We start from the raw sequence: 22,331 nt of genomic DNA on the forward strand, positions 1-22,331 counted from the left end.
AGACCGAACTAACCCCAGCGTTTCCCAAGAGAAAGCACTCACGTTCATGACACAGAACTCGATCGGCGTCGCCGTCATCGGAGGCGGAATGGCCGGACGCGCGCATGCCGCCGGGTACCGCATGGCATCCACCCTGTTCGGAACCGAGCGTCCCGACGTGCGTCTCGTGGCGATCGCCGACACCAATCAGGCCGTCGCCGACGACACTGCCAAGCGCTACGGGTACGAACGCGCCGAGTACAGCTGGCAGGCCATCGCGGAAGCAGACGACATCGACGCCGTCAGCGTCGTGGTCGCGAACCACCTGCACCGCGAGATCGTCGAAGGCCTTCTCGCCGCGGGCAAGAACGTGCTGTGCGAGAAGCCGCTCGCCGGATCGATCGCGGACGCCGAATCCATGGTCGCCGCCGCATCCAAGGCACAGGGCATCGCCTCCGTCGGCTACACCTACCGCCGCTCCCCGGCAGTGCAGGCCATCGCGAACGAGCTCGAGGCAGGTCGCCTCGGCGACATCGTCCATTTCGACGGTCGTTACCGCGCCGACTACTCGCTCGACCCGACCGGCCCGATGACGTGGCGTTACCGCGGCGGTCAGGGAACCGGCGCACTCGCCGACGTCGGCAGCCACCTGCTCGACCTGGCCGAGTACGTCGCAGGCCCCATCGTCGAGGTTCGCGGCGCGCAGTTCTCCACCGTCATCACCGAGCGCCCGGTTCCGGTCGGTGTCACCTACGGCCACACCAAAGCCGAGACCACCGGCGAGATGGCCGCGGTCGAGAACGAGGACATCGCGACGTTCACCGTCCAGTTCGCCGGCGGATTCGTCGGAACGTTCTCCGCTTCGCGTGTGTCGCACTGCAACCCGGACGGATTGTCGTTCGACGTGTTCGGTACCAAGGGATCGGCGTCGTGGGCGCTCGAGCGTGCTTCGGAGTTCCACATCTCCACCACCGACATCGACGACACGGTCAACGGCCGTCGTCAGGTCATCATCGGACCGCAGCACCCCTACATCCAGGGCGGACTGCCGATGGACGCCGGCGGCGTCGGACACGGCAAGGCCGAGTTCTTCGCCTACCAGGCCCGCGCGTTCCTCGACCAGATCGCCGGCATCTCGGGTCTCCCGGAGCTTCCCGACTTCGCCCACGGACTGCGCGGCATGCAAATCGTCGCCGCCATCGCCGAATCCGCCGCAGGCAACGGCATCGCCGTCAAGATCTAACAAAGGACATTCATCATGAAGCTCGGCGTCTACAACGCGATCCTGCACGACAAGTCCCTCCCCGAAGCCCTGAAAACGGTGGCCTCCCTCGGCCTCGAAGGCATCGAGATCAACTCCGGTGGCTTCCTTCCCCCGGTCCACATCCCGGTCGACGACCTGCTCGCCGGCACCATCAGCCCCGAGGAGTACCTGAAGAACTTCGAGGGCACCGGCGTCTCCATCGCCGGTCTCAACTGCAACGGCAACCCGCTGCACCCGGACCCCGAGGTCGGCCCGGAGGACGCCGAGGACCTGCGCAAGTCCATCCGCGTGGCAGGACTGCTCGGTATCGACCGCGTCGTCACGATGTCCGGACTGCCCGCAGCCCACGCAGGCGGAACCTGGCCTGCCTGGCACGTCAACACCTGGGACTCGGGCTACCTCGACTCACAGGACTACCAGTGGAACGAGGTCGCCATCCCGTTCTGGAAGGAGATCGACGCCCTCGCCCGGGAGAACGGCGTCAAGGTCGCCATCGAAATGCACCCCCAGAACCTCGTCTTCAATCCACCCACGATGAAGCGTCTGGTCGAGAAGGGCGGCCTGACCAACGTCGGCGCCGAAATGGACCCCTCGCACCTGTTCTGGCAGGGCATCGATCCGGTCAAGGCCATCGAATGGCTCGGACCTCTCGTCTTCCACGCCGCAGCCAAGGACACCCGCATCAACCCCAACTGCGAGATCTACGGCGTCCTCGACGACTCCTTCACCCGCGCACCCGCCGACCAGCCCCGTACATCCCTGGGTGGCAAGCACTTCGTCAACACCTGGCCGACGGACTCCGCGTGGGACTTCGTCGCCGTCGGCGAAGGACACGACGTCGACTTCTGGACCCGCTTCCTCGCAGCACTGCAGAAAGTCGACCCGAACATGGCCGTCAACATCGAGCACGAGGACACCGCCTACGGCCCCCTCGAAGGCCTGCAGATCGCCGTCGACACACTGAACAAAGCCAAAGCCGCACTCTGACAGCTGGTTCCGCCGAGATCGAGGGATCGATCTCGGCGGAATCCGCGGCTACCAGGACAACCAGGGTTCGTCCGCGGCGACGGTGATTCCCACCTCGTCCGCGGAACGACGCGCAATCCCGAAAAGCCGTTCCACTAGATCTGTTTCGCTCAGGCCGAGGCGCATGGCCCATCGACTCGCCCGATGAATCGCACGCGACGCCGTCAGCGTGACCGACACCGAGCCGGCGTCGACAACGATTCGCCCGCACTTCCCAGGACCGACTTGGTCGGTGAGTGCTGCCATCGTCGTCGGCGAGAACTGCGCACGCCCGACGACGTCGAGCACGAAGCGGCACCGCGCGAGCACGTCCTCCTCGGGTTCTCCGACTTCGATACGCGAATCATGCAGTCTCAGAGTGTCGTACAGCTGTTTTGCCCCGGATCCGACCAGCTGGACCGCACAGTCGCTGCCATCGACGATGGACGCAATGGTCACCGCCAGCGATGCCGCCGAATGCCCGTCGACGCGTACTCTCGCCACCACATCGGGCACCCGATACCGCAGACCCAACGTGCGCGCCGCGGGATCGGTGACGAACTGCGCGAGCGCCAACGCCTCCGCATTCTTCTTCGTCGTTCGATCCTCGACGTCACGCACCGCCCAGTCCGGCCCGTCGTGCCAGGCCAGCGCAGCCGGTTCGTATGCGAACACCGCTCCCATCATGAACGCCCGATTCGCCAGCTCCCAGTCCTCTCCCCCGTACTCCACGAACGATTCCTCGAATCCCCCTACAGCATCGAACAATTCACGACTGCACGTGAGCACCGCACTGAGGACGTACTTGTATCCGTCCCACCCGGGTTGCATGAACCCCGACGTTCTCGCGTAGCCGTCGACGAGCCATTCGGGTTCGAACTCGTCACCGACCTGCGAGTGGTCCGAGAACCATTGCTGCAGAGCCCCTTCTGCGACATCGGACAGGTCGCCGTGCTTTCGCCGCCCCACGACGATCGCATCCGGTATCAGCGACGGCAGCCGGACGGCCCTGCGAATGTAGTCGGGCGTCGGCACCGTGTCCGCGTCCAGGAAGCACAGGACTTCTCCCGTCGCCGCCCGCGCCCCCAGGTTTCGAGCGGCAGCCGCGCGAAACCCTCTGTCCTCCTGGGCAACTACGGTGACGGACAGCAGATGTCGCCAGCGTTCGACATCCGGGGGCACAGCAGAACCGTCGTCGGCGACGACCACGTGCAGGAGCTCACGCGGGTAGTTCTGCGCAGCCAACGCCGCCAGGACGAGCGCCAACTGCGCAGGCTGGTCGTAGTACGGAACGACGACACCGACAGTCGGACATCTACCGGGGCCTTGCACCAGATCCCAGCGATTGTCCGGAACGACGACGCGTGCGTCGTCGAGACGGAGCACATCGGTCACCGATGCCACCTCGACAGGGCCTTCGCATAGGCGTCGGCGACGTCCGCGGATGTCGGAAACGGCACTGTCTCGGGGCCGAGCCACGTCGAACTCGAATCCGCCACCGCGTCGAAGATCGCCGACCGTAGCGAGTCGTCGTCGTTGCCGTGCATCGCCAGGACCCCAGGCGACCTGCGGTCCAACTCGCACGTGTAGTCACCGCGAGGCACCAGAGGCCTGCGGCCGTGGGCGATCCACGTGTTGATCGACCCGGACGCGGACATGTGGCGGTGATACGCAACCGGCACCGTGACCGCGCGGATCCTGTCCTGCATCTCATGGTCGTCGAGGTAGCCGGTGACCTCGCATGCGCGCCCCGACAGCGCCGCGACTTCGTGCAGCTCGTCGACGAGGTCCTCGTGCCCGGGCGACGGCTTCCCGAGGGCGAGGAACCCCACCTCGGGTGGGAGATCCGCCATTGCTCGCAGCGTCTCGATGTGCCCCTTCCCCGGATACAGGAAGCCGAGCACGCCGACGGTCGGCGATGCGGGCGTCGGCGATACCGCTCGTGCCGTGCGCGATTCGATCATGAGCGGCACCACTTCCGGCGCCGCTGCCGGGTCGACGTGCGTGCGGAGCAACGCAGCTTCGTGCTCGCTCGACACGATGACGCCGGCAGCAGCGAGAACCACGTCGCGATAGAACTGCACGCGAGCACTCATCGACGGCCCGTCCGACGGTTGCGGAAGGTCGTGCAACGTGACGGACACGGGCCTGTCGACGGCGTCGATCACCGACCGCAGGTGCTCCGACGCCTTGTCGGGGGTCCGTCCGAAGAGGCGGTCCGTGACATGGACGTGAACGAGGCCGCATTCGGACAGGGACGACGGGAGTGGCGACCACGGCGTGTCGATCACTACACGCTGATGCCCCGGTTCGTGCATCGACAGTGCTTCGTGAACGGATATGGCGTATTCGACGACACCGTGTTTCCGTGGCCCGACGACGAGGTGACACACAGGCTTGTTCATACGGTCATGCCCAGGATCTCGAGCAACTCCCCGTAACGCGCCAGTGCCGCGTCGATGAACTCGGGATGATCTGCGTACCAGGCGATCTGGGCGATGCGCACGTCGTCCTCGCTCAGCGAATGCCCCTCGACCGTCCACCGTTCACGCGGTGCGGCATCGAGACCGAGGGCTTCGACGACACGAATGTCCAGGGGTGCGCGCAGGTTTCCGAGCAGTTCGCGATCCGGGGCACTGGGTTCCGACGCGCCCAGCACATCGAGCACACGCCGACCGAGCGTCATCAGTACCGCGTTGCCGGGATGGTTGATCGTGTGTGCCGCGCCGTCGCCGAGCCCGATGAGCACATTCGAGATCGCGACGTCGCAATGCTCACGTTCGCGCTGTGACAATTGCTCCACGCTCCACCGCGCGGCGGCGCGAATCTGTTCGGGCGTCACGTCGACGTCCCAGCCGTCGAGTCCGGTCCTGCCGTCGCGCACGGCGAGCAGTGTCCGCAGATCGTGGTACGGAACCGCGGCAGGCACCGCCGACGGCCGGTCAGGTGACCGAACGATGACCTGGAACGGGAACAGACCGCCGTAGCGGATGACGGGCCAGACGATCGTCTTCGCCTTCGGATCCGCGACGTCGACGATGTCCGCGGTGCCGATCGGCAGGCCCCGATAGCCGGCTCGGACCGGCTGCGACACGATCACCGCAGCGTCGCCCAGCAACCGCTGGACGTAGGGAAGATCCTCGGACAGCAGCTCGTGCACCGGAGGTACGCGGACCGTCCGGTACGGAAGGTCGCTCGCGCTGCTCAGGACGATGCGCAAGGCCTCTGCCTGGCAGTTCCCCCAGACGACGAGCGCGGGCCGATCATCGCGCCCCGATGCCTCTGAAACAGAGTAGAACTCGCCGTAGTGCAGCGTTCGTGCACTCGGCGGTCTCACAGCGTCGCCGCCGTCGGTGCGCGTCGCTGTAGTATTTTCCTTGTCAAGAACACTCCTTCTCGAGCAGCCGGGGCAGGGTACGCCACTACCTCCTATATCCCGTCTGCCGACGAAGGAACCATCCGATTTGATAACCGTTGCTTCGGTCCCCACCGCGCACCAGTACGTCGCGCATCTCGACCCCGTCGACGCCCGCACGTCGGTCGTCAGGCTGCCTGATCCCGTTCCATCCGGTGCCACGACCAACAATCCGTGGTGGCCACCTCGCTGGCTCGAACCGGACTGGTTGGTTCGGAATGTCGACCGATTCGATCTGCTGCATGTGCACTTCGGGTTCGACGCGCTCCCACCCGAGCAGCTCACCGACGTGGTCGCCGTTCTGCGAGCCCACGGCAAGCCCCTCGTGCTGACGGTGCACGATCTGCACAATCCCCATTTCCCCGACAACACACTGCATCTCGCACACCTCGACATCCTCGTTCCCGCAGCTGCCGAGGTGATCACGCTGACCCAGGGTGCAGCCGACGAGATCGCCTCCCGCTGGCGCGTCGACGCCACCGTCGTGCCTCACCCGCACGTCGTCCCTCTCGATCTCGTCGGGCGCCCGAGACCCCCCTCGAACGGATTCGTCATCGGGGTCCACGCAAAGAACCTGCGCGCCAACCTCGATCCGCTCGCGATCATGGATGCTGTCGTGGCCGCAGCAGCCGACGTGCCCGATGCCACCGTCCGGCTCGACATCGACGAGAACGTCTTCGCATCCGACGACACACGCGGAGCGGCGCCCATCGGTGACGCGCTGCGGCGGTACGCAACGACGCACGGTGTCGACGTCCGAGTCCACCGCCGGTTCGACGACGACGAATTGTGGCGCTATCTGACGGAGATCGACGTCTCGGTTCTGCCGTATCGATTCGGGACGCATTCGGGGTGGCTGGAGGCGTGCTACGACGTCGGCACCGCGGCGATCGTGCCGAACTGCGGTTACTACTCCGACCAAAAGCCCTGTCATACATACCGATTCGGGCTCTCCGAATTCGATCCGGAGTCACTGACGAAGGCGGTGCAGGACGCGTACGCCGCACGACACCGAGTTGCGACGCCGACTCGGCATCAGCGCGAACACGAACGGACACGGATCGCAGCCATGCACGACGCCGTCTATCACCGCGCCCTGGCGCGGGATACCGCCGAGATCGGATTCGCCCGGTGATCGGATACTACGCACACCATCACGGTTCCGGTCACGTCACTCGGGCGACGTCGATCGCGGACGCACTCGAGGAACCCGTCGTCGTGTTGTCGTCGCGAAACCGACCCGCGCACAGCGACATCGAGTGGATCTCGCTGCCACTCGATGTCGACGAGAACGAATACCCCGTCGATCCGACGGCAGGTGGCGCCGTCCATTGGGCGCCGCTCGGGGTGCCGGGTCTCACCGACCGCATGGCGTCCATTGCCGAATGGGTCACCCGAACGCGCCCCCGACTGTTCGTCGTCGACGTCTCGGTCGAAGTCGCGCTGTTCGTACGCCTTCTCGGTGTCCCCGTCGTCGTCATGGCGATGCCGGGCGAGCGGACCGACGAGCCTCATCGCCTCGCCTACCAGATGGCCACGCACATCATCGCGCCGTGGTCACGGTCCGTCTACGATCCCGCGTGGTTGCGAATTCACGCCGACAAGACCGACTACGTCGGTGTCATCAGTCGATTCGACGGACGTGTCCGTGAGACACAGGACGATGCGCCCGACGTTCTGGTTCTCGGGGGCGCAGGCGGAACTGCCTTGACCGAGCGCGACATCGACGACGCGTCGGCGGCGGATCAGCGGTTCCGTTGGGCTGCAGTGGGTATCGACGCATCCAACTGGGTCGACGACGTGTGGCCTCTGTTGTGTTCGGCGACGGTCGTCGTCACGCACGCCGGACAGAACGCCATCGCGGATGTCGCATGTGCAGGCGTGCGAGCAATCGTCGTTCCGCAGCAGCGACCGTACGACGAGCAAGAAGCGACTGCCCGAGCATTGTCCGACGCCTCGGTGGCCGTCACGGTGCCACGATGGCCGGCGGCATCGGACTGGCCTCAGCTCCTCGACGACGCCTTGGCGTTGAATCCTGCTGCGTGGGAACAGGTTCGGCAGCACGAGGCCGCGGGACGTGCCGCGGACGCACTTACGCGGCTGATGCCGTCGTGAAGATCTCTGTGATCACCGTCGTGTCCGGCCGTCACGATCATCTCGCCGGACAACTGCATGGACTTGCGGAATCCTCCGTTTCGCCGTGGCAACACGTCGTCGTCGCGATGGGCGATTCCGACATCGCCTGCGTCGTACGCGAATCGGGCAGCGACGCCACCGTCGTCGACATCGATGCTCCCAGGCCGCAACTTCCGCTGGCCCACGCTCGCAACATCGGAGCATCGGTTGCGTCGAACGCAGGCGCCGACCTGTTGGTCTTCCTCGACGTCGATTGCATCCCCGGAACGGATCTCCTGCGTCACTACGAGAGCGCCGCCGTCGCAGGGGCGTTGTTGTGCGGGCCCGTCACGTATCTGCCGCCGCGGCACGAGAACTGGACCACCGCGGAATTGCACGCTGCAACTCGCCCGCATCCCGCCCGGCCCGATCCCGAACCCGGCGTCGTCGAGGACGGCACGGATTACGACCTGTTCTGGTCCCTGTCGTTCGCGGTCACGCCGGCTACGTGGAGCACGATCGGTGGCTTTTACGAGGGCTATTCGGGTTACGGGGGCGAAGACACCGATTTCGCCGCGACAGCTCGTTCGGCCGGTATCGGATTGCGGTGGGTCGGGGGCGCGCACGCGTACCACCAGTACCACCCTGTGTCGTCGCCGCCGGTGGAACACCTCGATGACATCGTGCGCAATTCGACTCTGTTCCACCGGCGCTGGAGTCGGTGGCCCATGGAAGGATGGTTGTCCGAGTTCGAACGTCGTGGACTGATCACACGCACCGCACGCGGTACCATCGCACGCAACCCCATCGAGGACGAGATCGAGGATTGACCTGTCATGAGCGAAACCACCACCGCAGACCGCCCGCCGATCCTGATCAGGGAGTGGGCAGGCGACCTCGCGACCGACAGGCTGTACGCCCTGTTGAAGTTGCGCGTCGAGGTGTTCGTCGTCGAACAGGCATATTTCTACCCGGAGCTGGACGGATATGACCTTCTACCTCGAACTCGCCATTTCTGGCTCGAACGGGACGGGGAGGTCCTGGGGACGGTTCGTCTGCTGGAAGAGACGTCAGGGGACGGAAAGTCCTACAGCCTCGGCCATCTGTGCACCAGGCGTGCCGACCGCGGACACGGGCATACGACGCGGCTGCTGCAGGCCGCTCTGGCGGACGTCGGTTCGGCGCCGTGCCGTATCGATTCCCCGAGCTACCTGGTGGAGATGTACACGAAGCACGGGTTCGTTCAGGTCGGGGACGAGATCATCGACAACGGCGTGCCGCTCGTCCCACTGCTACGGGACCCGCGCCCGTAGCAGCGCGGGAGGGACCTAGCTGCCTTCGGTGTCGTCGAAGAACGACCACTCACCGTCGTGGTTGACCTCGATGCGCCAGCCCAGTTCGGAATTGTCGGCCTTCTGGTCCACGAACCATGCGTGTGCGTCGTCGGCGCTCTCGATGGTCTTGGTGGCGACGACGTCGCCCTTGGGGTCTCGAACTCTGTATTCAGCCATGCCTGTCCGTACCCCGGGTCACGTCGATCTCAAACGTGTTTGACGCCCCCCGCGCGGGGTACAGGGCTGCAATGACCGATGCTTCGACCCCCATCAGCGTGCCGTATCCACTCGGCGTGTCCCTTCTCGACACCGGAGCGGCCGACGTCGCCGTGTACTCCGAGACGGCCGACTCCGTCACGGTCGTCGTCGTCGACGAGGACGGGGCCGAAATCTCGTCGACGTTGCTTCCCGAGCGAACCGGCCACGTGTTCCACGGCATCGTCGACGGCCTCGTGGCCGGATCCCGGTACGGACTCCGCGTCGACGGGCCGTGGAATCCGGCAGAAGGATTGCGGCACAACGCTGCCAAGCTACTTCTCGATCCCTACGCCCGTGCCGTCGCGGGTGGCGTGGACTGGAACGAATCGGTTTTCTCGCACCTGCACGACGAGCCCGAGACCCGCAACGACGCCGATTCCGCCGCGTCGATGCCGCTGTCGGTTGCTGTCGCCTCCGACTTCGACTGGGGTTCGGACGCGCCGCCACGCGTTCCCCTCGATCGCGCTGTCGTGTACGAAGTTCACGTCAAGGGCTTCACCGCCACACATCCCGACGTGGATGAGGACATTCGCGGTACGTATGCCGGATTCGCCCACCCCGCGTCGATCCAGTCGCTCGTCGACCTCGGGGTCACGTCCGTCGAACTGTTGCCTGTTCATCAGTTCGTGCAGGATTCACACCTCCTCGAGGAGGGTCGTCGAAACTACTGGGGCTACAACTCGATCGGCTTCTTCGCACCGCACAACGAGTACAGCAGTGCCGGCGACACCGGTGGCCAGGTCGACGAGTTCAAGTCGATGGTCAAGGCCTTGCACGCGGCGGGAATCGAAGTGATTCTCGACGTCGTCTACAACCACACCGCGGAGGGCAATCACCTCGGTCCGACGTTGTCGCTCAAGGGAATCGACAACGCGTCGTACTATCGCCTGGTCGACGACGACCGTAGTTCCTACTTCGACACCACCGGCACCGGGAACAGTGTGAATGTCGGACATCCGGCCGCGCTTGCGTTGATCATGGATTCGCTGCGGTATTGGGTCACCGACATGCACGTCGACGGATTTCGCTTCGATCTCGCGAGCACGTTGACGCGTCAGGATTCCGATCTGGACAAGCACAGCGCGTTCCTCGATCTCGTCCACCAGGATCCGACACTCGCTTCCGTCAAACTGATTGCCGAGCCGTGGGACACGCAGGGCTATCAAGTCGGCGGGTTTCCGGCGCGCTGGTCGGAGTGGAACGGCAAGTTCCGCGACGACGTACGCGACTTCTGGCGCGGTGAGCCGGGCTCGCTCGCCGCTTTCGCGACACGGATCACCGGCAGCCCCGACGTCTACGAGGGCACACGGCGACCCACGCTCGCGTCCGTCAATTTCGTGACGGCACACGACGGCTTCACCCTGGCGGATCTGAACAGCTACGACGACAAGCACAACGATGCGAACGGCGAGGACAACGCCGACGGTGAATCCGACAACCGCTCGTGGGGCTGCGGCGCCGAAGGCCCTACGGACGACGACGGAGTGAACGCACTGCGTGCGCGTCAGCAACGCAATCACCTGGCGACGCTTCTGCTGTCGGCGGGTGTGCCGATGATTCTCGGTGGCGACGAGATCGGCCGGACTCAGCAGGGCAACAACAATGCGTACTGCCAGGACACCGGGCTGTCGTGGTTCGACTGGTCTTCCGCGGACAGTGAGCTTCTGCAGTTCACCACCGAGCTGATCCGACTGCGCGCCGATCATTCTGCCCTGCGCCCCACGTGGTTCCGGCACGGTAGCGACACCGGGAGCGAGGACACCGTCGACTTCTACCGCGCCGACGGCGAGATGTTCGGCGACGACGACTGGTCCGACGCGTCTGCCTTGTCGATGCTGGTGCGGATGGCGGCGGCCGACGACGACACCGTGTTCGCGTGGATCGTCAACTCTTCCTCTGTGACAGTGGAATTCACGCTACCCGAGGGAAAGTGGGCTCAGCAGCTGTCGAGCGATCCGGACCAGCAGTACGCCGAGGGTGGCCCGAAGATTCTGATCCGCGAACATTCGTTCACCCTCCTGGGCGGCTGACCCCCCTCGTGAGTGAAAATGTATAGCCCGCTATGCATTTTCACTCACGACGGGTCAGAACCAGTCGGGACTCATGTCGAGCGTCGTGTGGTCAAGGGATGCAAGCAGATCCAGCTGCGGTCCGACTTTGGGAAGTTCGTAGCGGAAGAAGTACTGCGCCGCCTGCCTCTTGCCGTCGTAGAAGTTCCCGGTCTTGTCGCCGACCGCGACGAGCTGCTCGAGCCACATCCACGCGATGACGACGTGACCCACCGCTTCCAAGTACACCGTCGAATTGGCCAGCGCCACAGCGGGATCACCCGTCGACCACAGCGCGGCGGTCACTTCTCCGACGCGGCGCGTCGCGGCATCCACCAGGTCGGCGAACTCTCCGGCACCCGCGCCACGAGCCGCATCGACCGTGGCCGAGATCTTCGAGACGAGCAACACCAAGCCCGCGCCGTTCTGCATCGTCACCTTGCGACCCAGCAGGTCCAGACCTTGAATCCCGTGCGTGCCTTCGTGAATGGGGTTCAGTCGGTTGTCGCGGTAATACTGCTCGACGTCGTAATCCCTGGTGTATCCGTAGCCGCCGTGGACCTGTATCGCGAGGCTGTTCGCCTCCAGACACCACTGCGACGGCCAGCTCTTCGCGATCGGCGTCAGCACGTCCAGCAGGAGTGTGGATTCGGTCCGGACAGCATCGTCGTCCGTGGTGTCCTGCTCGTCGACGAGTCGCGAGCAGTACAGCCCCAGCGCGAGGGCACCTTCGACGTACGACTTCTGAGCCAGCAACATGCGTCTTACGTCGGCATGTTCGATCAGCGCAACGGGTTGCGCGAGCGAATCTTTCGCGCCCAGCGCACGACCCTGGGTGCGCACCTTGGCGTACTCCACCGACTTGCGGTACCCGACGTATCCCAACGCGATCGCCAGGAAGCCGACGCCGATCCGCGCCTCGTTCATCATGTGGAACATGTAGGTCAGCCCGCGGTGCTCTTCACCGACGAGAAATCCGATTGCTCCGGATTCCCCACTCGGCGAGTGGGTTCCGTCCCCGAACGCCAGCAGCGTGTTGGTGGTACCGCGGTTGCCCATCTTGTGATTGAGCCCGACGAGCGCCACGTCGTTGCGGGTACCGTCGGGCAGGAACTTCGGCACGATGAACAGCGATATTCCTTTGACGCCCGCGCCGCCGCCCGCGACCTTGGCGAGCACGAGGTGGACGATGTTCTCGGTCAGCTCGTGATCACCTGCCGAGATCCACATCTTGGTACCGGTCAGTCGGTAGCTGCCATCGTCCTGCTTCTCGGCGCGCGTCGTGATGTCGGCGAGCGACGACCCGGCCTGCGGCTCCGACAGACACATCGTGCCGAAGTATCTGCCTTCCAACATCGGTCGTACGTAGTCGTCGATCTGCGACGAGGTTCCATAGGTCGCGATCAGATTCGCATTCGCGACGGTCAGGAACGGGTACGACGACGTCGACGCGTTCGCGGCCTGGAACCACGCCATCGCAGCTCGGGCTACCGTCGTCGGCAACTGCATTCCGCCGACGCTCTCGTCGAACTGGCTCGCGATCAGACCCGCCGCGGAGTACGCGTCGAGTGCGGTCTTGACGTCGTCGATCATCTCGACGGTTCCGTCGGGACGCATCGTCGGCTCGTGCGCGTCGGACTTCTTGTTGTGCGGCTCGAAGTGCTTGTGCGCCAAGTCGGCGCACAGGTCCATCACTGCGTCGAACGTCTCGCGCGAGTGTTCGGCGAATCGTTTCCTGGTCAGCAGGGATTCGACGTCGAGCCATTCGTACAGCAGAAAGTCGAGGTCGCGTCGGGACAGCACATCGGTCATGCGCTCCAGTCTCGCGGCTCGCCCGCGGCCACCGCAAGGGTACGGTCGAGCGCGTCACTGCTTGCCACGGCAGGCAAGAGCAGTTGCCACATCTCGGTCAGACGCGCATACAGGTCGGTGCGGCCGTGCAGCACCTCCGACAACGTCTGCACTCCGGTGAACGCACCGACGACGAACGTAGCGAGGACCTTCGGATCGACACCGTCGGCGAGGTCTCCTTCTGCTGCGGCGCGAGCGGCGAGCTCACCGACCTGTTCGATCCACTCGACGTACGGCCGCTGCACCGGCGGCTGGATGCTGCCTATGTCCAGCGTCAACCGCATCCCGCCGCGGGCGACGGGGTCGGAGACGAGCTGACGCGCCAATTCCTTGCTGGCGAGGATCAGCGCGTCCAGTGCGGTGGGAACATGCTCGACGACAGCGCGCAGACCGTCCATCGCCAACTGATGCTGAGCGTCGATCACCGCATTGGCGAGATCCTCCTTCGAGGAGAAGTGGAAGTACATCGCCCCTTTGGTGACCCCGGCGTGCGACAGAATGGTCGATAGACTCGCCGTCCCGTACCCGTACTTCTCGAAACTGACCGCTGCCCCCACCAGCACGGCCTGGCGAGTGTTTTCAGCACGCTCCTGCATGAACCCCGACCACTCCTTGCGCGCTTTCGACGATGCCCGACGACTTCCGTGTGTGATGCACGGATCAACCATAGTGGTTCCAGTGTCAGTTGTTCGAATGACACGGGCTGGAAAAGTCCGTGGTCAATCAGTGTGAAACAAAGGGTGCAGCCTCAGGCAGTTTCGACGCATCGCCGACGGGCCAGAGGCCTGGATCGGCGCCGAGAGCCTGTAGCAGCGGAATCTGATCCGCACACCAGGGCGACACCGCACCACCGTCTGCGACGAAACGAGAGAATTCCGTCCACGGAATCCACTGTGCACGGTGCACCTCGTCCGGATTCGGCCGTGGCGCCGGACCGTCGTAAAGGACGCCGAAAACCGGGCAGAGTTCGTTCTCGACGACGCCGTTGTCCATGACAGCTCGGTAGCGAAAGTCCGGGAGCAGAAGGAAAATTCCGTCCACGTCGATTCCGAGTTCCTGGGCGAGCCGACGAATCACCGCCTCCCCCAGGTCTTCTCCGGGACCGGGGTGGCCACAGCAGCTGTTCGTGGTCACCCCGGGCCACGTGTTCTTGTCGCGCGCACGCTCGGTGACGAGCACCTCGCCGTCTCCGTTGAACACGTAGCACGAGAACGCCAGATGCAGCGGCGTCCGTGTGGTGTGCACCGTCGCCTTGGGATGCGTTCCCACAGCGCGCCCTTCGGAATCGACGAGCACTACTTCTTCGGTCACACGGGTTTCGGTGGCGGTCACGCACACGAGTGTTCCCGAAAAGTCGGCGCACCGAAACCTCGGCCCTACAGGATGCGGCTGAGGAACTGCTGCGTTCGAGGATTGCGCGGGTTGGTGAAGAATTCGTTCGGCGGCGCTTCTTCGACGATCTTGCCGTCGCTCATGAAGACCACACGATCGGCGGCAGCCCGCGCGAATCCCATCTCGTGACTGACGACGACCATCGTCATCCCCTCGTCGCGCAGTCGAACCATGACATCCAGCACTTCGTTGACCATCTCGGGGTCGAGTGCCGACGTCGGCTCGTCGAACAGCATGACCTTCGGCTTCATGGCAAGTGCTCGCGCGATGGCGACCCGCTGCTGCTGGCCGCCGGACAGCTGCGACGGGTAGTTATCCCCTTTGTCCGCAAGGCCGACGAGGTCGAGCAACTCCTGCGCTTCGGCCTGCGCGCGGTCCTTGGGCGTCCCGAGCACGTGGCGTGGTCCCGACGCGACGTTGTCGATCGCGGTCATCATCGGAAAGAGGTTGAAGCTCTGGAACACCATGCCGGTGTGGTGTCGCTGTTTCGCCAACTGCGATTCGGACAGTGGACGTCGTGCGGCGTCGTCGGTGAAACCCATGACCTCACCGCACACGCGCACGGTCCCCGAGTCGATGGTCTCGAGACAGTTCAGCGTGCGGAGCAACGTACTCTTGCCGCTTCCCGACGGCCCGAGCAGCAGCACCACTTCCCCGCGTCGTACCGAGAAGTCGATACCGTCGAGCACCACGAGATCGTTGTACGACTTCGTCATGTTGCTCACGTCGACCATCACGTGGTCGACCTTGTCCATCGTGGTCATCGGTTCACCGCCTCCGCCTCTACTGCACTGTCTTCCAATGCTTTTCGGTCGACGCCTTTGCGTCGATAGTTCCGGTCGTACCCGCGGCCGACCCGGGCCTCCAACATCTTCTGGATCAGACCCCACAGCGTCGTCAACACGAGGAAGTACAACGCGGCCGCGCACAGACCTTCGAGGACTCGGAAGTTCACCTGAACGAGGAACTGCGTGCGCCGCAACAACTCCTGGACCGAGATCACCGACACGAGCGTCGTGGTCTTGAGCAGTCCGTTGAAACTGTTTCCGAGCGGCGGGATCATCACACGCATCGCCTGCGGAAGCACGACGACGCGAAACACCTTGGCCGGCGACATTCCCAGCGCGCGGGCCGCTTCCGTCTGGCCCGCGGGAACCGACATCAACCCGGATCGGACGATCTCGGACAGGTACGCCGCCTCGTTGAGCACGAGGCCGAGCAGAGCCGCCTCGATGACGCCCAACTTGATTCCGACCTGCGGCAGGCCGGTGTAGATGATGACGAGCTGAACGAGCAACGGCGTTCCGCGCATGAGCCACACGTAGAACCCTGCGACGGCACGGAACGGCGCGAAGCGCGACGACCGTGCGGCCGCGACGACAACAGCGAGAATCAGGCCGAGCACCATCGACACGACGGTGAGCCAGATCGTGACCCAAGCGCCTTCCAGGAGCTGTCTACTCGTCAGGATGGAGAAGAATGCGTCCCACGACCACATCGGGAATGCCTTTCTATCGGTGGTGGATCAGCTGTCCAGCGGCCCGGTGCTGACTTCGATGGCACCGTCGTAGCCGGTGACGTCGTACTCGGCGAACAGGTCGGGGAGGTAGCCGTCGGCGCGCATCTCGTCGAGCACTCGCGCGACCTCGCCCGCGGACTTGCTGTCCTTCGCGAAGCCCATGGCAAGGGGCGCCTCGTTGATGCCGCCCACCGCGGTCTCGAATCGGCCGTCGGACTGGTAGAACGACGTCACGGACTCGACGATGGACGTGCCGTCCAGCTGGCCCGCGGACAGTGCCTGGTACGCGTCGGCGTTGGTCTTGAACGTCTGCACGGTCATCGCGGGCTTGCCGTCCGCCACGAACTGCTCCGACAGCGCGGTCAGAGTGTCGAACTCGTATCCGGGAGCCTCCACGCCGATCGTCTTGCCCGCGAGGTCGTCCACGCTCGAGATGTTCTCGGGATTGCCCGACGGCACCGAGATCGACACTGCCTGCACCTCGTACGGAACCAGATCGATGGTCTCGGCACGTGCCGGTGTGTAGAACATTCCGGTGTCGATCATGTCCCAGCGGCCGCTCTGCACGCCCGGGATCTGGGCGTCGAACTCGATGTTCACGAAATTCGGCGTGAGGCACAGCCGTTTCGCGATTTCCTTGCCCAAGTCGACTCGCATACCGATGACCTCACCGTTCGGGTCGACGTACTGCATCGGGGGCAGCGTGGCATTGGTCGCCATCGTCAGCACGCCTTCCTCTGCGAGATCCTCGGCGCCGAGCGTGGGCGTGCAGTCCACCGGGGCGGCGCTGTCGTCGGACGAGGAGCTACAGCCTGCGGCGGCGGCAGCGACGACGAGCGCCGCGGCGATGACCGTTGTCTTACGCATGTGGTGAACCTTTCGAGGGACTGCGATGTAGTCGAACTACGCTGCAGTAGAGGATGTTCGAGCGAATCGACATCGAGATGTCTTCATCGATGGGATCGATTGCATAAAGCGTCGCAGACTGATTCGCGGCCGTCAACGTGGTTAACACGCCCGAAATCGACGACACCAACTGTTTACTCGCCGAACCTTCGAGAACGTAGATCCTGGCACGATTCGCGCTCGACGAGCCGAGCACCGATTCGATACGTCCGCCCGTCCGGCGCCGCCGAGTCCTTGATCTGTTGGAAAAGCAGGTCCATCGCGACGTTGGCCAGCTGTGCAGCCCCGTTGTCGACGACGGTGACGGGTGGTTGCCACATCTTCAGCCAGGGCATGTCCTCGTGGCACACGAGCGACAGCGATCCGGGAATCGACACACCTCGGGCCGACAACGTGGGTAGGACCCCGAACACCGCTTCGTGGTTCGCGGCATACAGAGCAGTCATCGGCTCCTCGTCGTCGAGCAGCGAATCGACGGCCTCGGCGCCGAATTCCGTCGTGAACGGTCCTTGCCGGACCAACCGCTCGTCGAACTCGACTCCTGCCTCGCTCAGAGCACGGCGATAGCCGTCGAAGCGCTCGCGACCGGACGTCGCGTCGGCAGATCCACCGAGGTAGCCGATCCTGGTATGCCCCAGCGACAGCAGGTGCTCGGTGGCGTCCTTCGCCCCGTCCATATCGTCGGCCAGCACCGTCGGCGCCTCGCTGCCCCGCACCGATCGAATGAGGTTGACGACGGCACGGCCCGCAGACAGCAGCGCGTTCGACGCGTCGGCGCTGCGTCCACTGCCGATGACGATCGTGCCGTCGACGCCGTGCTCGTCGAGCATGGCCAACACGTCGTTCTCCTTCTCCGGGTCGGCGTCCGTGATGCACAGCAGCACCTGGAACCCATCCGCCGACGCACGCTTCTGCACGACTTCGGCGACCGTGTGAAACGTCGCGTTGATCAGGTTGTTCATCACGAGCCCGATCAGGTGCGACCGATTCGATCGCAACGCACTCGCTGCACGGTTCGGCCGATATCCGAGGGCGCGAGCAGCGTGCTGCACCGCCGCGCGGGTCTCGGGGGAAATCAACGTCGATCCGCTGAGTGCACGCGATGCCGTACTCCGCGACACACCCGCGGCCTCTGCGACGTCGATCAAGGTGACTGTCATCTGCTCCTGCTCGCTCTCGGACCTGGTTGTCGCATAGCGCTATTCGACAGTGCCTGCGTTACATCTGTGTTTCCGGCTTGACTGTCCGGGCCCACCGACGGCAGTCTATGCAATCGATCCCACACACGGCGCACCGATTCGCCGCATTCGGATCCCCACATCTCTGCGCACCCGCTCGAAAGGTTCCTCATGAATCGCGATGACGTCGCGTGGTCCGGTTACTGGCCCGCAGCTCCCACCCCGTTCACAGCCACCGGCGCGTTGGACACCGATGCGCTCGGTTCGCTGATGAACCTCTACGCGGACATGCGCGTCGACGGGGTACTGATCAACGGCAGCACGGGTGAATGGTTCAGCCAGAGCGACTCGGAACGACGGACGGCCACCGAGGTAGCGGTCGACGCGGTCGCGGGGCGCTTTCCCGTCGTCATCGGCGTCAGCGCGTATACGCCTGCCGAATCGTCGTCGCTGGCGAAGCACGCCGAATCTGCAGGCGCCGACGGCATTCTCGCCACTCCCCCGCCCTACGTCCACCCGAGCCCCGACGAGATCGTCTCGTACTACGAGAGTGTCGTCTCCGCGACGTCGCTGCCGTTCATGGTCTACAACTGGCCGCGCGGTGTGGCCGTCGACATGGGATCGACGCCCGGTCTGTTCTCACGTCTGGCCGACATCGACAACGTCGTCGCCATCAAGGACAGCACGGGAGACTGGTTGAAGATGCTCGACACCGTCGAAGCGGTATCCGAGCGTGTCCGGGTGTTCGGGAGCTTCCTGCATCGACGCGGCCTCGCGACACTGCTGGATCTCGGTGGCGACGGCAACATCGACGGCGGTGGCGTCGGAGCTCCGTTCGCGGTTCCGTTCTATCGTGCGGTCGCCGAACGTGACGTCGACGCGGCCCGCATGTGGGCGGACAAGTACCGGGCCTACTCATCTCGGTTGATCAACGGGGACTACAGCGGCGTGTACGCCTCGCCGATACCCCAGCTCAAAGCCGTCATGAACCTGCTAGGCCAGCCCGGAGGACACGTCCGTTCACCCCTGCTGCCCGTCACCGACGCCTCTACGCTGGCCGCACTGCAGGCCGTCGTCGACGAATCCGGCATCGCGGAGGCGTCGGCACAGCTGGTCGGTGTCGGCAATGCGCGCTGACGTCGACGCGGTCGTGGTCGGCGCGGGCATCGTAGGCGCGGCCACCGCGCTCGCGCTGGTCCGAGCCGGATCCACTGTCGCGATCGTGGACCGGGCGCAGGCCAACACGCAGGGCTCCGGAACGACGGCAGGCAATCTGCACATCCAGACCATTCACACACGTCGCCCTGGACAGGGAACGCCCGTCGACGTGAAACAGCTTCTGCCACTGCAATATGCGACGAGCACCCTGTGGAACACACTGTCCGACAGCGTGCCTGGGCTCGGACTGAACCGCTGCGGCGGATACATGATCGCCGAAACCGACGAGCAGGTGCGGACCCTCCACGAGAAGCACGAATGGGAAACGGCTGCGGGTATTCCCACCGAGGTTCTTTCCGGAGACGATGCTCGACGCGCACTCCCGCTCCTCGGCCCGGGAGTACAGGCGGCGACCTGGTGCGATTGGGACGGATTCGCCGAGCCCGATCTCGCGACCCCTGCGCTGATGCGTCAGGCGATCGTCGAGGGCGCCACGTTCTACCCCGACACCCCTGTCACGTCGCTCGAGCAGACAAGCGGCGGATGGCGCGTGTCGACGCGCGATCACACGTGGAACAGCCGGATCGTCGTGGACGCCGCGGGACCGTGGATGGCCGACATCGCTGCGCTGGCCTGCGTGTACCTCGATCTCAGGCCCACGTCGCTACAGATGCACACGTTGTCGGCTGCACCCGGAACGCTCGACGTGCTGGTGCAGCACGTCGGTGAAGGAATGTCCGTCAAGCAGGACCGTCGCGACCGCATCGTTCTCGGCGGCGGATGGCCTGCAGGTCCGTTCCACACGTCCGAGAAGGCGCCGCTGAACTCCGACAGCACCACCGGAAGCCGGGCACAGATAAGCAGAGTGTTGCCGTCGCTCGGCCAGGCCCCGCTGCTCGACGCATGGACTGGTCCCGTCGTCACCACACCCGACGAGATGCCGGTGATCGGTGGATTCGACTCTGCTCCAGGACTTTTCGTCGCGGGTGGAACGTACTCGTTCACGTTCGCCCCACTGTGGGCCGAGATCCTGACGTCGCTGGCGCTCGGCAACGCTCCGGTCGTCGACGTCGACGCGTTCTCACCCGCCCGACTCGTAGCAACCACCACTCACTGAGGAGAAATTAGATGGCACTGGTCACGATGTTCGTCAACGGACAGGCGATGTCCGGCGGCAGCCTGAACGACGCACTGCAGAACGCCAAGTTCCTCGGCAAGGTCGACACCGCGCCGAAGTACCGCTTCTATTCGGTGCGGGACGAATTCCCCGGTCTGCACCCCGTTGCTGACGACGGCCGCGTCGTTCCCGGCGAACTGTACGAGGTGGAGTACGACGTCCTGCGCGAGGAACTGTTGCCTCGCGAACCGGTCGAACTCGAGCTCGGCGTCATCGAACTCGCCGACGGCAGTGGATCGCTGTCGATGCGCATGCGCGAGAGCGCATTGACCGCCGACGGCGTCGTCGACATCAGCAATGCCGGCGGCTGGCGAGCACACCTCGAGGCACAGTCGTGAAGGTGGTTCGCGGCGGAACCGTCGTCGAGGCGACGTGGTCCGGACCGGCGGATCTCCTGATCGAGGACGGCAAGATCCTCGCCGTCCTGCAACCCGGTACACCCGTCGACGACGACGCCGAGATCATCGACGCCACTGGCAAACTGGTGCTGCCCGGTGGCGTCGATCCGCATTGCCACGTCGGGTTCACCTCGGGCGAGTTCACGTCACTCGACTCGTACCTCGAATGCACCACCGCGGCGGTGTTCGGTGGCACCACCACGATCGTCGACTTCGCGATACCGAGGCCCGGTCAGCGTCCGCTCGACGCCGCCGAGTCGCAGCGCGCGAAAGCAACCGAGGGACTGTGCGATTCGGCTCTGCACGCGTGCGTCGTCGAATGGGACGATACGACGGCCGAGCAGCTGGCCACCATGGCCGACGCGGGCATTCGCACGGTCAAGATGTTCACCACCTACGCGGGTGAGACCATGGCCGACGAGCACACGATTCTCAACACGATGCAGACGACTCGGGACCTCGGCGGCATGGTGATCATTCACTGCGAATCCGATGCGATCGTTGCCGACGCACAAAACCTGGCAGCACGCACCGACGGCATCGACGCATCGAACATGTCGCGGACGCGTCCCGAGCTCGCCGAATCCGCCTCCGTCGCAGCCGTTCTCGCAATTGCGGAATCACAGGGCGCGCCCGTCTATTTCGTGCACCAATCCAGTTCCGACGCTGTCGAACTCGTCGCCGACGCCCGCAAACGTGGCCTGGTCGCGTTCACCGAGGCCGTCGCGCATCATCTCGTCCTCGACGACTCCGAGTACTCCGGCGACGAGCCGGAGCGTTTCGTGTGCTGCCCACCTTTGCGATCCGCCGACGTGGTCACCGGACTCGGCACGCATCTGTTCACCGGTCAGATCACGACGATCGGATCCGATCACTGTTGCTACGACCTCACACAGAAGCGGTCGCACCGGCACGACGTCCGGCATATGCCCAACGGTCTACCGGGCGTCGAGACGCGTCTGCCCGTCGTGTTCTCGAAGTACGTCAGCGAACTAGGCCTTACAGCAAGCAGATTCGTAGAATTGACGTCGACCAACCCGGCGCGAACGAACGGCTTGTATCCACGTAAGGGATCGCTGATGCCGGGATCCGACGCGGACATCGCCCTGTGGGACGCCGACTTCGAGTGGACGGTCGACATCGACGATCTGCACATGGCCACCGACTACACCCCGTATCAGGGCCGCCGCATGCGGGGCAAGCCCGTCACGGTGCTCGTCGGCGGCCGCGTCGTCGTCCACGACGGCGAACTGGTCGACGCGACTCCCCGCGGCCGCCACCTCGAAGCCGATCCACTGGACTTCAGCGGAGCATTCACGATGTGACGGGCCCGG

General features: G+C 64.7%; 22 protein-coding genes. 11 read left to right on the forward strand and 11 right to left on the reverse strand.

Annotated elements, in window-relative coordinates; genetic code table 11:
• Positions 1-46: 46 nt before the first annotated feature.
• Positions 47-1,222: a Gfo/Idh/MocA family protein gene (locus CHB96_RS24055; protein ID WP_089251066.1), complete on the forward strand. Its 1,176-nt coding sequence runs from the start codon at positions 47-49 to the stop codon at positions 1,220-1,222.
• A 15-nt stretch (positions 1,223-1,237) separates the two neighbouring features.
• A complete protein-coding gene (locus CHB96_RS24060) occupies positions 1,238-2,230 on the forward strand; it encodes a sugar phosphate isomerase/epimerase family protein (RefSeq protein ID WP_089251068.1) in 993 nt (330 codons plus the stop codon).
• A gap of 48 nt (positions 2,231-2,278) precedes the next feature.
• Here CHB96_RS24060 and CHB96_RS24065 read toward each other — a convergent pair whose 3' ends face one another.
• Genes CHB96_RS24065 through CHB96_RS24075 form a run of 3 tightly spaced genes read right to left on the reverse strand, consistent with a single transcriptional unit; the run spans position 2,279 to position 5,585 of the window.
• The gene (locus CHB96_RS24065) at positions 2,279-3,643 is read right to left on the reverse strand and encodes a glycosyltransferase (protein ID WP_245866116.1); all 1,365 of its coding nucleotides are present in this window, start codon (positions 3,641-3,643) and stop codon (positions 2,279-2,281) included.
• Positions 3,640-4,653, reverse strand: coding sequence for a glycosyltransferase family protein (locus CHB96_RS24070; RefSeq protein WP_089251070.1), 1,014 nt, complete (start codon positions 4,651-4,653; stop codon positions 3,640-3,642). Before CHB96_RS24070 ends, CHB96_RS24065 begins: the two co-directional genes overlap by 4 nt.
• A complete protein-coding gene (locus CHB96_RS24075) occupies positions 4,650-5,585 on the reverse strand; it encodes a WcbI family polysaccharide biosynthesis putative acetyltransferase (protein WP_089251072.1) in 936 nt (311 codons plus the stop codon). The genes CHB96_RS24070 and CHB96_RS24075 overlap by 4 nt, the downstream gene beginning before the upstream one ends.
• Before the next feature lie 127 nt (positions 5,586-5,712).
• Between CHB96_RS24075 and CHB96_RS24080 the strand changes: the two genes are divergently transcribed.
• The 4 genes from CHB96_RS24080 to CHB96_RS24095 are packed head-to-tail and all read left to right on the forward strand — an operon-like array spanning position 5,713 to position 9,091.
• The gene (locus tag CHB96_RS24080; RefSeq protein ID WP_089251074.1) at positions 5,713-6,798 is read left to right on the forward strand and encodes a glycosyltransferase family protein; all 1,086 of its coding nucleotides are present in this window, start codon (positions 5,713-5,715) and stop codon (positions 6,796-6,798) included.
• Positions 6,795-7,778 carry a glycosyltransferase gene (locus CHB96_RS24085; RefSeq protein ID WP_089251076.1) on the forward strand — a complete coding sequence of 328 codons (984 nt, stop codon included), beginning with the start codon at positions 6,795-6,797 and terminating at the stop codon, positions 7,776-7,778. The genes CHB96_RS24080 and CHB96_RS24085 overlap by 4 nt, the downstream gene beginning before the upstream one ends.
• Entirely contained in the window at positions 7,775-8,608 is an 834-nt protein-coding gene (locus tag CHB96_RS24090) for a glycosyltransferase family 2 protein (RefSeq protein ID WP_089251078.1), read from the forward strand. The genes CHB96_RS24085 and CHB96_RS24090 overlap by 4 nt, the downstream gene beginning before the upstream one ends.
• Before the next feature lie 6 nt (positions 8,609-8,614).
• Entirely contained in the window at positions 8,615-9,091 is a 477-nt protein-coding gene (locus CHB96_RS24095; RefSeq protein WP_089251080.1) for a GNAT family N-acetyltransferase, read from the forward strand.
• 15 nt (positions 9,092-9,106) lie between these two features.
• Here CHB96_RS24095 and CHB96_RS24100 read toward each other — a convergent pair whose 3' ends face one another.
• Positions 9,107-9,289 carry a hypothetical protein gene (locus CHB96_RS24100; RefSeq protein WP_089251082.1) on the reverse strand — a complete coding sequence of 61 codons (183 nt, stop codon included), beginning with the start codon at positions 9,287-9,289 and terminating at the stop codon, positions 9,107-9,109.
• 71 nt (positions 9,290-9,360) lie between these two features.
• Here CHB96_RS24100 and glgX point away from each other — a divergent pair, with 71 nt between their 5' ends.
• Positions 9,361-11,400 carry a glycogen debranching protein GlgX gene (glgX, locus tag CHB96_RS24105; protein WP_089251084.1) on the forward strand — a complete coding sequence of 680 codons (2,040 nt, stop codon included), beginning with the start codon at positions 9,361-9,363 and terminating at the stop codon, positions 11,398-11,400.
• A gap of 54 nt (positions 11,401-11,454) precedes the next feature.
• Here glgX and CHB96_RS24110 read toward each other — a convergent pair whose 3' ends face one another.
• The 7 genes from CHB96_RS24110 to CHB96_RS24140 form a co-directional block, all read right to left on the reverse strand.
• On the reverse strand, positions 11,455-13,230 hold the full coding sequence (locus tag CHB96_RS24110) for an acyl-CoA dehydrogenase (protein ID WP_089251086.1): 1,776 nt from the start codon (positions 13,228-13,230) through the stop codon (positions 11,455-11,457).
• Entirely contained in the window at positions 13,227-13,865 is a 639-nt protein-coding gene (locus tag CHB96_RS24115) for a ScbR family autoregulator-binding transcription factor (protein WP_089251163.1), read from the reverse strand. The genes CHB96_RS24110 and CHB96_RS24115 overlap by 4 nt, the downstream gene beginning before the upstream one ends.
• Before the next feature lie 127 nt (positions 13,866-13,992).
• Positions 13,993-14,601 (reverse strand): isopentenyl-diphosphate Delta-isomerase, encoded by a 609-nt coding sequence (gene idi, locus CHB96_RS24120; RefSeq protein WP_217899983.1) that lies wholly within the window; start codon positions 14,599-14,601, stop codon positions 13,993-13,995.
• Positions 14,602-14,645: 44 nt separating this feature from the next.
• The gene (locus CHB96_RS24125) at positions 14,646-15,395 is read right to left on the reverse strand and encodes an amino acid ABC transporter ATP-binding protein (RefSeq protein ID WP_089251165.1); all 750 of its coding nucleotides are present in this window, start codon (positions 15,393-15,395) and stop codon (positions 14,646-14,648) included.
• A 26-nt stretch (positions 15,396-15,421) separates the two neighbouring features.
• The gene (locus CHB96_RS24130) at positions 15,422-16,159 is read right to left on the reverse strand and encodes an amino acid ABC transporter permease (RefSeq protein ID WP_089251089.1); all 738 of its coding nucleotides are present in this window, start codon (positions 16,157-16,159) and stop codon (positions 15,422-15,424) included.
• Positions 16,160-16,186: 27 nt separating this feature from the next.
• Positions 16,187-17,047: an ABC transporter substrate-binding protein gene (locus CHB96_RS24135; protein WP_089251090.1), complete on the reverse strand. Its 861-nt coding sequence runs from the start codon at positions 17,045-17,047 to the stop codon at positions 16,187-16,189.
• 173 nt (positions 17,048-17,220) lie between these two features.
• The gene (locus tag CHB96_RS24140) at positions 17,221-18,246 is read right to left on the reverse strand and encodes a LacI family DNA-binding transcriptional regulator (RefSeq protein WP_089251091.1); all 1,026 of its coding nucleotides are present in this window, start codon (positions 18,244-18,246) and stop codon (positions 17,221-17,223) included.
• 189 nt (positions 18,247-18,435) lie between these two features.
• Between CHB96_RS24140 and CHB96_RS24145 the strand changes: the two genes are divergently transcribed.
• The 4 genes from CHB96_RS24145 to hydA are packed head-to-tail and all read left to right on the forward strand — an operon-like array spanning position 18,436 to position 22,322.
• A complete protein-coding gene (locus tag CHB96_RS24145; RefSeq protein ID WP_089251093.1) occupies positions 18,436-19,401 on the forward strand; it encodes a dihydrodipicolinate synthase family protein in 966 nt (321 codons plus the stop codon).
• Positions 19,391-20,539 carry an NAD(P)/FAD-dependent oxidoreductase gene (locus tag CHB96_RS24150; protein WP_089251167.1) on the forward strand — a complete coding sequence of 383 codons (1,149 nt, stop codon included), beginning with the start codon at positions 19,391-19,393 and terminating at the stop codon, positions 20,537-20,539. The genes CHB96_RS24145 and CHB96_RS24150 overlap by 11 nt, the downstream gene beginning before the upstream one ends.
• Before the next feature lie 11 nt (positions 20,540-20,550).
• A complete protein-coding gene (locus CHB96_RS24155) occupies positions 20,551-20,937 on the forward strand; it encodes an allophanate hydrolase-related protein (RefSeq protein WP_089251095.1) in 387 nt (128 codons plus the stop codon).
• Positions 20,934-22,322 carry a dihydropyrimidinase gene (gene hydA / locus CHB96_RS24160; protein WP_089251097.1) on the forward strand — a complete coding sequence of 463 codons (1,389 nt, stop codon included), beginning with the start codon at positions 20,934-20,936 and terminating at the stop codon, positions 22,320-22,322. The genes CHB96_RS24155 and hydA overlap by 4 nt, the downstream gene beginning before the upstream one ends.
• The last annotated feature ends 9 nt before the right edge of the window (positions 22,323-22,331 follow it).

Source organism: Rhodococcoides kyotonense, assembly GCF_900188125.1.
GTDB classification, from domain to species: domain Bacteria; phylum Actinomycetota; class Actinomycetes; order Mycobacteriales; family Mycobacteriaceae; genus Rhodococcoides; species Rhodococcoides kyotonense.